General features: G+C 54.1%; 9 protein-coding genes, 5 tRNA genes and 1 rRNA gene. 13 read left to right on the top strand and 2 right to left on the bottom strand.

From position 1 onward, the window contains the following. Positions 1–158 precede the first annotated feature (158 nt). The 8 genes from H8695_RS06985 (at position 159) to H8695_RS06950 (ending at position 2660) form a co-directional block, all read left to right on the top strand. A tRNA-Lys gene (locus H8695_RS06985) sits at positions 159–234 on the top strand. A gap of 1 nt (position 235) precedes the next feature. Next, positions 236–310, top strand: a tRNA-Glu gene (locus tag H8695_RS06980). 66 nt (positions 311–376) lie between these two features. Then, positions 377–493: ribosomal RNA gene (gene rrf / locus H8695_RS06975) — 5S ribosomal RNA — on the top strand. A gap of 7 nt (positions 494–500) precedes the next feature. Continuing rightward, positions 501–576, top strand: a tRNA-Asn gene (locus H8695_RS06970). A 46-nt stretch (positions 577–622) separates the two neighbouring features. Next, positions 623–699 (top strand) — tRNA-Ile (locus H8695_RS06965). Positions 700–1141: 442 nt separating this feature from the next. Beyond that, on the top strand, positions 1142–2131 hold the full coding sequence (locus H8695_RS06960) for an AEC family transporter (RefSeq protein WP_346726800.1): 990 nt from the start codon (positions 1142–1144) through the stop codon (positions 2129–2131). Between the two features lie 9 nt (positions 2132–2140). Then, the gene (locus tag H8695_RS06955; RefSeq protein WP_249300258.1) at positions 2141–2533 is read left to right on the top strand and encodes an ACT domain-containing protein; all 393 of its coding nucleotides are present in this window, start codon (positions 2141–2143) and stop codon (positions 2531–2533) included. A 51-nt stretch (positions 2534–2584) separates the two neighbouring features. After that, positions 2585–2660: transfer RNA gene (locus H8695_RS06950), tRNA-Trp, on the top strand. 444 nt (positions 2661–3104) lie between these two features. Here H8695_RS06950 and H8695_RS06945 read toward each other — a convergent pair. Then, positions 3105–3890: a DeoR/GlpR family DNA-binding transcription regulator gene (locus H8695_RS06945; protein ID WP_249300257.1), complete on the bottom strand. Its 786-nt coding sequence runs from the start codon at positions 3888–3890 to the stop codon at positions 3105–3107. Between the two features lie 11 nt (positions 3891–3901). Beyond that, on the bottom strand, positions 3902–5416 hold the full coding sequence (locus tag H8695_RS06940; protein WP_249300256.1) for an FGGY-family carbohydrate kinase: 1515 nt from the start codon (positions 5414–5416) through the stop codon (positions 3902–3904). Positions 5417–5789: 373 nt separating this feature from the next. On the opposite strand from H8695_RS06940, the gene H8695_RS06935 reads away from it, so the two are divergent. The 5 genes from H8695_RS06935 (at position 5790) to H8695_RS06915 (ending at position 11320) form a co-directional block, all read left to right on the top strand. Continuing rightward, complete coding sequence (locus H8695_RS06935) at positions 5790–6764, top strand: ABC transporter permease (protein WP_249300255.1); 975 nt, start codon at positions 5790–5792, stop codon at positions 6762–6764. Beyond that, a complete protein-coding gene (locus H8695_RS06930; protein WP_249300254.1) occupies positions 6761–7630 on the top strand; it encodes an ABC transporter permease in 870 nt (289 codons plus the stop codon). Before H8695_RS06935 ends, H8695_RS06930 begins: the two co-directional genes overlap by 4 nt. Positions 7631–7643: 13 nt before the next feature. After that, entirely contained in the window at positions 7644–8684 is a 1041-nt protein-coding gene (locus H8695_RS06925; RefSeq protein ID WP_249300253.1) for an ABC transporter ATP-binding protein, read from the top strand. Continuing rightward, positions 8677–9645: an ABC transporter ATP-binding protein gene (locus H8695_RS06920; protein WP_249300252.1), complete on the top strand. Its 969-nt coding sequence runs from the start codon at positions 8677–8679 to the stop codon at positions 9643–9645. Before H8695_RS06925 ends, H8695_RS06920 begins: the two co-directional genes overlap by 8 nt. Before the next feature lie 70 nt (positions 9646–9715). Continuing rightward, a complete protein-coding gene (locus H8695_RS06915; RefSeq protein WP_249300251.1) occupies positions 9716–11320 on the top strand; it encodes an ABC transporter substrate-binding protein in 1605 nt (534 codons plus the stop codon). The last annotated feature ends 18 nt before the right edge of the window (positions 11321–11338 follow it).

The following is an 11338-nucleotide window of genomic DNA, read 5'->3' as shown; positions in this document are numbered from 1 at the left end:
GTGTAAGTGCAGTAATGTATTTAGCTGACCGGTACTAATAGGTCGAGGACTTGACCTTACTACGGTTTGATTTGTGAGTTCTGCCTCTTCTCTTTTCATTCAATTTTGAGGGTGTGAACTGCCCTTCGATACCGAGGGGTGTGTGACTTCCCTGTTATGCGCCTTTAGCTCAGTTGGTAGAGCAACTGACTCTTAATCAGTGGGTCCCGGGTTCGAGTCCCTGAAGGCGCACCATGGCCCGTTGGTCAAGCGGTTAAGACGTAGGCCTCTCACGCCTGAAACGGGGGTTCGATTCCCCCACGGGTCACCATTTTTTCCCTCGTATGCGCGAGGGTTGACAATCAAATAGATAATGTAGTAATATACTATATTATTAGCCGGTGTCAATGACGCTGAGGATCCACCCGTTCCCATACCGAACACGGTAGTTAAGCTCAGCAGTGCTGAAAATACTTGGTGGGAGACCGCCCGGGAAGATAGGTCGATGCCGGCACAAACATTCCTCAATAGCTCAGTTGGTAGAGCATGCGGCTGTTAACCGCAGGGTCGTTGGTTCGAGTCCAACTTGGGGAGCCATGTCAAGCCGCCGATAGAGGAATTTATCGGCGGTTTGTTCTCTTTTGGGCCTTTAGCTCAGTTGGTTAGAGCCACCGGCTCATAACCGGTTGGTCCCGGGTTCGAGTCCCTGAAGGCCCACCAATAAAAAGGACGCACGCAGGTGCGTCCTTTTTATTGGTGGGCCTTCTTTCGGCAGAGCCGAAAGTGGGCTCGTTCATCGCCTGCGGCTCGAACTCACCTCACAGGGACATCGGGCTAAAAACATGCCACCGGCATGTTTTTTTAACGCCCTCACTGAAGGCCCACTGCTGTTGACGTATGCAGGTGCGTCCTTTTTATTGGTGGGCCTTTCTGCGCCTGCTGACGCAGACGAATTCACGCAGGATCCTCGAGATAACAAATATGCTGTAGAATTGGCGTTGCGTTGTCTGCCTCACTTTTTTATGACGGAGTTGGTATGGAATAGTATTGCCGCGCCATTGGACTGCACCAATGGAATAAATGGTATGTGCACAATGTGATTTTCTCAAAGGAACCACTGCTTTTCTCGCATCTGCAATTGCCCGGTGCGGGGCAATGAGTTATGATAATATCATACAATAATAATACAAGAGGGGAAGTAATTCCGTTGGGGAACCTACTGTTTAGTATCAATACTGTCATGCCACTGTTTCTTATTATGATAATCGGCTGGTTTTTACGCCGGCTTGGCATGATAACCGCCGAGGTAGTGCAGAAAGTCAACCAGATTGTCTTTTATCTTGCACTGCCGGCAAGTATGTTTCTTGACCTTGCCACGGCGGATATCCGAGAGGTCTTTGACGCCAAGTTTGTCCTATTCGCGGTGGGAGTGACTGTTGTTGGCTTCATCGTCGCGTGGGTGCTTGGTGAGTTGGTTCTCAAAGACAAATCTCAAGTCGGCGCTTTTGTGCAGGGGGCCTTTCGCAGCAACTATGTCTTTATCGGCGTGGCTCTCGTGAAAAATGTATTGCAGGTGGATGATGTCGCAGTGGCACAGCTGGTCATTGCCTTTGTCATACCGTTTTACAATGTTCTGTCTGTGCTTGCGCTTACCACGCGTGGTGTGACCAAAGAGAAAGTCACCGTGTCAAGACTGCTGAAAAACATTGCGACCAATCCTCTGATCATCTCCATTCTGATTGCGTTGCCGTTTTCGCTTTTACGGGTACAATTCCCGTTTCTCGTGACCAAGACACTGGACTACTGCGGAACCATTGCAACGCCTCTGGCACTGATGATGATCGGTGCCAATTTCAACTTCGGTAATATCAAAAGCCGCCTTGGCGGGACACTTCTCGCCTGCGCCTACAAGCTGGTACTTCAGGGGTTGATTTTCATTCCCATCGCTGTGAAGCTCGGATTTGGCACACAGGAGCTTTTGGTGTTGCTGGTCATGCTCTGCTCGCCCACGGCGGCAAACAGCTATATCATGGCGAAAAATATGGGTGGAGACAGTGAATTGGCATCCTCTATCATCGTCGGGACAACACTGTTTTCCGTGGTCACATTGACGGCCTGGATCTTTGTGTTCCGCACGGTCGGCATCCTGTAGGAGGCTGATATGGTCATTGAGGTTCTTCCATGGGAATTTTCGGTCTGCAAGGTTGAGGCCGTTGTGTCGAATCTGCTGAACCGGCCGTTTGTCTTTACCGCCACGACGGATATGGAGTGCTCGCTTGTCTGCCGTACACAGGATGTCCCACCGGAGACCGTGGCGCGGGAGGACGGGTGGAGGGCCATGCGCATTGAGGGACCGCTGCCGTTTTCCATGGTGGGTATCCTGGCAAAAATCAGCGGGGAACTTGCGCGAGAGGATATCAGTCTTTTCGCTGTTTCGACTTTCGACACAGATTACATACTGGTGCGGGCGGAGAACTTGAACCGGGCCGCAGTTTGTCTCGAGACACTGCCGGAAATCACGGTGCGACGGGGGAAAAGTGAAAGCGCTTCTTGACAGACTGCGCCGTTTGTTGGTATAATGAAATCCGCCGTAAAAAGGCGATATAGGGGTATAGCTCAGCTGGTAGAGCAGCGGTCTCCAAAACCGCGTGCCGAGGGTTCGATCCCTTCTGCCCCTGCCAAGAGAGAATCCGAGGAGACTCGGGTTCTCTTTTTTTGCGCGAAAACAGTACAAGCGGGATCGAACCCGAGAGGGTTTCGGCGTTAAAAAAACATGCCGGTGGTATGTTTTTAGCCGAAAGATCGTCGCCGCAAGCTCCATATCGTTTGCGACAACTTTTTTCAAAAGTTGTCGGCGCACTCATTGCGCTGCGCCTCCTCATCCCCACGAAAACCCCGTGTTTTCGTGGGGACCCCTGAACGAAAGGCCGAGCGTATGGGACGCGAAGCGGCCTGCGATCCCTTCTGCCCCTGCCGAAAGAGAATCCGAGGAAAATCGGGTTCTCTTTTTTGCGCTGCGAGATAAAAGAGCCGCCCTGCTGGGGCGGCTCTTTTGTTACTGGTGAAAAATTTATTTTGGCGAGCCCAACTCGAATTGGAGAAAGTGAATGTACAACAGCTTGTACTTATATTGTCTCGACCACATCCACGATGACGCCCGCTCGACGGATATCATCCAGCTTGGAAGGGTCTGCGTTGGAATCGGTAATGAGGCGGGTAACGTCGGCCAGATTGCCCGTAAAGAAGTTGTGTTCCAAGCCGATCTTGGTGTGATCCGCAACCACAATTTTTTCGCCCGAACAGCGCTGAAGCATGGTACGGTTGATGGCGGTCTCCTGGATGACGCGGCTTGTGATACCACCCTCCACACTGATGCCGCTGACGCCCAGAACACACTTTGTCGCTGTTATGCCGGAGAGCATCTGCACTGCGAATTCACCGACCAGACTTTGCTTGTTGCCCGAGACTTCGCCGCCGGTGAGCAGCAGCTCCACGTTGACGGGGCGATTGACCAGAAGACTTCGGCCGTTGTTGGTTATAACCATTACATTTTTGGTGATGTAGGGATAGATGAGCAGGGCGGTGGCACTCGAGTTGATAAAAACGGTATCGCCGTCCTGCAAAAGCTCGGCCGCCCGGCGAGCAACCGCCTGCTTACAGTCCAGATGCTGCGTGGTGGTGCTCAGGTAGGCAACCTCATCATCTTCGGTGACAGAACCAACTGCCTGGGCACCACCAAAATAGCGGGTAACCAGCTTCTGCTCTTCCAGGTAATCGAGATCGCGGCGAATTGTGATGGGGGAAACCTCCAACAGTTCGGCGAGATCACTCACCGAGGCAGAACGCCTCTGACGAAGAGTCTTGAGCAATTGGGTCTGTCGATGCTGGATGGTAGTGCGACTGTTTTTCATGAAAAACCTCCTTATAGACCCGGAGTGAGCAGGTCGGTGAGCTGCCGACCAGGGATGCTTTCATACAGGATTCGTCGGGCCTGGTTGATCCGTCTGTAAAGAGAGACACGCTCTGGATTCGGTGTGTAGTGCCCGTTCCCTTGGCTGCTGCTGAAAAGGGCGGCTTCCTCTGGGGAGCCAATCTGCCCCAGAGCACAGGCAGCAACTACGAACGCACCAATGGCTGTGGCTTCCTCATTATGGCATTTATTGACAGGAAAGTCAATCATATCAGCGATTATTTGATTGAATATACACGATTTGGTCAGCCCTCCGGTCACACTGAGACCAGCCAGGGAGGGAAGCAGTTCCCGAAAGACCTGATAGCACTCGGCAATCTCGGCGGCGAGCGCTTCCAGCATGGCGCGGGCGCAGTCTGAGCGGGTGGTGGAGAGCCCCATGTTATAAAAAATACCGTGGGCGTAATGATCCCAGTCCGGACAGCCCTTTCCCGCCAGATCGGGAAGCATTAAGACACCGTTGGCTCCGGGTGGAGCAGCTTCGATCTCGTGATACAGATCTCTCAATGGAGCACAGCTGCTCGAAGGGCCGTAGAAAGTGCGGTCGAACCAATCCTGTACGGTGCCGCTGGAAAGCGTGCTGGCCTCCAGAATCCAGTGCCCGGGCGTCACAGCGGCATTCAAGTTGACTCGAGCTTTGGAGTCGAAGACGGGCTGATTGGTAACGGCGGCCAGATATGCGCCACTGCCGCAGGTAAGCCCTGCCATGCCGGGGCGAAACAGGCCCTGCCCCAGAACGCTGCACTGCTGATCGCCGCCGGCCGAGACGACCGGAATTCCAGCGGTGAGACCGGTGGCCTCGGCAAAGGTGGGCGTGACGTATCCCGCGACGGACCCGGCTGGCAGCAGCTGGGCCAGCTTTTCCTGATCGACCTCAAAGATCTCCAGCAGACGTGGACTCCAGGTGAGAGAGCGGGCATCCATCAGATTGGTCCGGCTCGCCAGAGTCACATCGGTGACGAGTTCACCAGTACAGAGATAAATCAGGTAGTCATGGATGCCCAGAATTTTGTGGGAGGCGGCATAGATCCTGGGTCTGTGACGTCTCAGCCAGGCGATCTTGGGGGCGGAGAGAACGGGGGTGGGCAGCATACCGGCAATCCGATAGATCTCCTGAGCGTGGCGCTGCTTTAACTCTTCACAGATGGCTGCGGCCCGTTTGTCATACCAGGTCATAATGCGGCCGAGAGGCTTGCCCTCGGCCGATAGGGGCAGGATACTGCTGCGCTGGCTGGTGAAAGAGAGCGCGCCGATGGAGACGCCGCTGTCGCCGGCCCACCGGACACAGCAGCTACAGATCGCCTGAAGACAGCTCTCAAAATCGCCGGGGTCATACTCGGCGATGCCGCCGGGCGCAGTATACATGGTGTATTTTTGCTGCCTGGTGAATGCCATACGGCCCTCCTCATCAAACAGAATTCCGCGCATGCTGGAGGAGCCGGTATCGATGACCAGAATGGAAGACATGACAGATCACTCCCTATCTATCTGAACAACTTTACTTCTACAATAACGAATAATACTCAAAAAATCAATCATAAAAATATTATAATCTAAAATAAAAGAGTAAAATTCAGAAATATTTACAAATTTAGAATCGAAATTAGGACTAAAACAGAAATAAATCTGCTATTAAAACGCTAAAATAATCATTAAAAGATAATAAAAAGAATAAATTAAGACAAAATTCACGAAAAAGTCAAATTGATAAGAGTTGACTTTGTAGAAAAATGTGCTACAATACGCCTATAGATCAATATGGGTCATTAAAATAATCATAAAATAAATTATTTGTTCATTTAATTAGATCAGAGGGGAGAGGCGGGAAATGGTAAAGTATGTGTTAAAACGAATTCTTCAGCTCATTCCGGTACTCATTGCGGTGATCTTCCTGATTTATGTGCTCCAGTTTATGGCCAAGGGCGACCCCGCGTTGATGAAGCTGGGGCCTGACGCCACGCCGGAGCAGCTGGAGGAGTGGAGAGAATCTTATGGGTTAAACGATCCGCTGCTTGTTCAGTTCGGCAAATACCTGTGGGGCATTGTGACCAGAGGCGATTTGGGGACCTCCTACCGGACGGGTCAGTCGGTCACCTCCGAGATCCTCGCCCGCTGGCCGGTGACATTTGTTCTGGCCATTGCAACCAATGTGGTGGGCTTTTCGCTGGGATTGATTCTCGGGGTCGTATCGGCTCTGAACCGCGACACATGGAAAGATAATCTGGCCCGTGTCTTCGGCATGCTGGGAAGCTCAATACCGACTTTCTGGTTTGCGTTGATGCTGATCATTCTGTTTGCCGTCCAGCTCAAATGGTTCCCAGTATCGGGGTGGTATGGACCAAAATACTGGGTGCTGCCAGCTCTGGCGCAGGGCATTCTGTCCGCTGCGGCCTACATGAGAAATGTGCGCGCTTCGGTACTGGACAATGTGCGTCAGGATTTTGTCCGGACAGCGCGGGCCAAGGGGCAGAAAGAGAGCGTGGTGGTATGGCATCACATCATGGGCAATGCCATGATTCCCATCGTGACCGCAATTGGAATGCACTTTGCCACCGCCCTGGGCGGCACCATGATCATTGAACAGATGTTTGCCATCCCCGGGCTGGGCCGCTTCATGGTGGAGTCGATCAACAACCGGGACTTCCCCCAGCTGCGGGCCTCCATCATTCTGACTGCTATCACGGTTACGGTTATCAATCTGCTGATCGATGTGGCGTACGCCTTTATTGACCCGAGAATCAAAGGGACGTTTGCCCGGTCGGCAAAGCGCTCAAAAAAGAGAGAACTGCCGGAGGAAGGAGGAGCTGCAGCATGAGTAAGACCACGAGAACGATTCGCCAGCGCTCCCTCTGGAGCGAGGCCATGGGCCGCTTCATCCGAAACCCTCTGGGTGTGCTGGGCCTGTCCATTATTGTCATTATGGTAGTGGCCTGCCTACTTGCCCCGGTGCTCTATCCCGGCGGATACGATGTGCAGGACACCAGCCAGATGTTTCTCTTCCCCAGCGCGGCCCATCCCTGCGGAACGGATAATCTGGGGCGGGATGTTCTTTGTCGGCTGCTCTACGGCGGGCGGACCAGTCTGCTGATCGGCGCAGCGGCAACTGCATTCGCCACTGTGTTCGGCACGCTGCTCGGCGCGCTGGCCGGCTTTTACGGTGGCCGGGTGGACGCCGTCATCATGAGATGTATGGATATTCTGAGTTCCATACCCAGTGTGCTGCTGGCCATTGCCATTTCCTCGGCGCTGGGCGGAGGTCTTCAAAACGCGATTCTAGCCATCAGCATTTCCTTTGTCCCGCCCTTTGCCCGGATGATGCGCGGGCCGGTGCTGTCGGTCAAGGAGCAGCAGTACATCGAGGCTGCCCGCGCGACTGACGCCAACGATCTTCGGATTATCTGGAAGTACATTCTCCCCAATGTGTCGTCTCAGCTGATTGTGGAGATCACCATGCACATGGCTGTGGGTATCCTGACATCCTCCTCGCTGGCTTTTATCGGCCTGGGCGTGACGCCGCCTACCCCCGAATGGGGCAGCATGATCTCTGCCGGCCGAAATTACATTCTCAAGCAGGCATATCTGGTCACATTCCCCGGCATCTGCATTGCGCTCACCGTACTGAGTTTCAATCTGGTCGGCGACGCGCTGAGGGATGCGCTGGATCCCAGACTGAAGCGTTAAGGAGGGAAGAACAATGGCTGATGTGAAGCACGGCGTCATTCCGGGCAAAAAGGATGTCGAGCTGGGCGAGGAGCTTCTGAAGATCGACGATCTTTCTGTTTACTACATCTCCAGAGAGAGTACCAGCAAGGCGGTCAACCATGTGTCGCTCACCATCAACAAGGGAGAGACTCTGGGACTGGTGGGAGAGACCGGAGCGGGCAAGACCACCATTGCCCTGAGCATCCTGCGGCTGCTGGACAGTCCGCCGGGCAAGCTGGTAGGCGGGACGATCGAATACAAGGGCATGGACATCTACAGACTGAAAAAGAGAGAGATGCGGCAGATACGGGGCTTTGAGATCAGCATGATTTTCCAGGACCCCATGACCGCTCTCAACCCGGTCGATACCGTGGGTGAGCAGATCACCGAGGTCATCCGGCTTCACAGGCAGTGCAGCCGGATGGAGGCAAGGAAGCTGGCGGGAGATATGATGGAAACAGTGGGCATTCCCCGCGAGCGGTACGACGAGTACCCCCACCAGTTTTCCGGCGGTATGATACAGCGTATCGTGATCGCCATCGCCCTTGCATGCTCTCCGGAGCTGCTGCTGGCCGATGAACCCACCACCGCCCTGGATGTGACCATTCAGGCCCAGGTGCTGGATATGATGAACGACCTGAAAAAGAAATTTGGAACATCGGTGCTGATGATCACCCACGATCTGGGCATTATCGCAGAGATGTGCGACCGGGTAGCGGTGATCTACGCCGGCGAAGTAGTGGAGCTGGGCGACCTGGAGGCCATTTTTCACCACACCGCCCACCCGTATACCAAGGGTCTTTTTGACTCTCTGCCGAACGCTGCAGGGGACAGTAAGAGGCTGCAGCCCATTAAGGGGCTGATGCCGGACCCTGCAAATCTGCCGGAGGGGTGCAAGTTCTGTGAGCGTTGCCCCTACGCTACGCAGGAGTGTGAAAGCGCTCTGCCGGAACTCAGGGAGATATCTCCCGGCCATCTGGTTCGTTGTCATCACCACTCCTGCTTTAGAAAGGGGGAAGCCGATCATGTCTGAGAGAGAACCCATTCTTGACGTCAGACACCTGAAAAAATATTTCCCCGTCGCGGCAGGCGTTGTTCACGCGGTGGATGATGTCACCTTTACCATCGAGAAAGGCAAGACTCTGGGCGTAGTGGGAGAATCCGGCTGCGGCAAGTCCACTCTGGGGCGGACGATCCTCCACCTGCAGGAGAGCACCGCAGGACAGATCTTCTTTGAGGGACAGGACATCACGCATGTGAACCGCAAGGAGCTCTCCCAGCTGCGCCGGAAGATGCAGATCATCTTTCAGGATCCTTTCTCCTCTTTGAATCCCCGCATGAGCCTCTACCAATCCATCGCCGAGCCTCTGCGCATCATGACCGATGCAGGGGAAGAGGAGATCAAGCAGCGCGTCTATGAAACCATGAAGATCGTGGGGCTTGCCGAGCGATATGTGAACACCTACCCTCATGAACTCGACGGCGGACGGCGGCAGAGAATCGGCATCGCTCGGGCGCTTATCATCAATCCCAGCTTCATCGTCTGCGACGAACCGGTGTCCGCTCTGGATGTGTCCATTCAGGCGCAGATTCTGAATCTGATGCGCGACATTCAGGATGAGCGGCAGTTGACCTACATCTTTGTGACGCACGACCTGTCCGTGGTGAAGTACATATCGGATGACATCATGGTCATGTATTTGGGACAGACGGTTGAGAAAGCCGCGTCAAACGAGCTGTTTGAGTACCGGCTTCACCCCTACACGAAAGCGCTGTTGTCAGCTGTGCCTCTGCCCGACATCGACCACGAAAAGAAGCACATCGAGCTCAAAGGGGAGATCACTTCTCCCATCAATCCCAAGCCCGGCTGCCGGTTTGCTCCCAGGTGTCCCTATGCCGCCGACGTCTGCTTCCGGACTACGCCAGCCCACGAGGAGGTCAGACCCAATCACTTTGTATCCTGCCACCGTGTTCGAGAGCTGAACGGACTGTAGGCGTATGACTCTGTACCCCATCCGCGGAAACCGGAAAAATAAACAAAGACCAAGGAAAGGTGGAATTACCATGAAAAAGAGAATCATCGCGATCTTTCTGGCTGCCGTCCTGTGCCTGTCACTGGCGGCCTGCGGCCCCAAGGAGAGTGTCGATCCCCAGAATCCCGACGGCCCGCAGACTGGAGAGGTGAAAAAATCCTCCAAGGATACGTTGACCATCGCTGTGGCGGGCGATATCCCCTCGCTGAAAGGCGGACAGAACAGCCGCACCACTGCCAGCCTCTGCTGGCCGACGCTCTTCACTCTCAACGAAACTGCTGAGGGCGGCTACGAGTATGTCATCGATGAATACAGTGCCGCGGAGTCTGCCGAGTGGAGTGAGGATCAGAAGAGCCTCATCGTCACACTCAAAGATGGGATTACCATGCACAACGGAACACCCCTTACTGCGGATGACGCTGTTTTTTCCATCGCCTATGAGTGCACCACGGGAAACACCTTGAACGCCTCCCCCAATATGCCTGAGGATGGTTCCGGCGTGGAAAAAGTGGACGAGAAAACCGTGAAACTGACATTCAATACCGTCAGTGTAGACAACTGGAATCTGGCGGCACAGTTCCGTATCTTCGACAAGGAGTCCTTTGAGGCTTCGAATGCCTCCGATCTGACAGTCTACGGCGCAGACGCCAAGAACTTTGTCAGCTACGGCCCTTACAAACTTAAGGAATTTGCCGTTGGCGACCATGTGACCTTTGAGAAGTTTGACGACTACTTCGCCGGAAACGACTCCACCATCAAAACAGTGATCGTGCGTCGCATCGACGAATCTACCGTGGCCATGATGGAGCTTCAGACCGGCGGCGTGGATGTGATCATGTATCCTGCTGAGAGCGACATCGCGGATGTGGAGAATGGAATGTACGACAACATCAAGTACAACTCGGCGGCGGGACTCTATCAGCAGCTGATCGTATTCAATCTGGACGGCAACTCCCTGTGTTCCAACGTCAATGTCCGCAAGGCTCTGTGCTATGCCATTGACCGCAAGGCCATGTGGGAGGGAGCTTTTGAGTCCAGTGGTCTCTTCGCCGATACCCCCGTGTCCCGAACCCAGGAGTTCATTCAGACCTATGAGGAGCCCTATCCCCAGGATCTGGCCAAGGCCAAGCAGATGCTCGAGGCCGAGGGGATTGAAGAGGGCACCACGTTTACCGTACTCGTGGACAACGACGCCTACCGCACCACTGCTGTTGAGATGTTCAAGAATGTCATGGTGGAAATGGGTTACAACGTGGAGATCCGCACCGGTGACAATGCCGCGTACCTCAACGATGTGCTCAATACCACCGACTGGGATCTGGAGTTCGGCAAGTCCGGCATGATTGGCTCTGTTGCCTACTGGATTGGCAGCCAGTGGCCTTTCTTCCACCACGGCAACACCGCTGTGGAGGACTTCAGCGACTTCTACGCCATGCAAAACGCAATTCTGGCTGAGTTTGACGATGCCAAGCGCAATGAGCTGACCCAAGAGTTTATGGATGCCTATGTCAACGAGTACTGCATCAGCTACCCCATCCGCCAGGATGTCTATGGCAACCTGATGGCCAAAAATCTGGAGGGCGTGACCCGCTGGGGCGAGCAGTGGAATCTGATCGGAGCCTATTTCACCGAGTGATTTCCTCCACACTCGTGA

Origin of the sequence: Feifania hominis, assembly GCF_014384765.1 — a bacterium.
Lineage (GTDB): Bacteria > Bacillota > Clostridia > Oscillospirales > Feifaniaceae > Feifania > Feifania hominis.
Note: the sequence above shows the minus strand (reverse complement) of the source record. Positions and strands in the feature narration are given on the sequence as shown.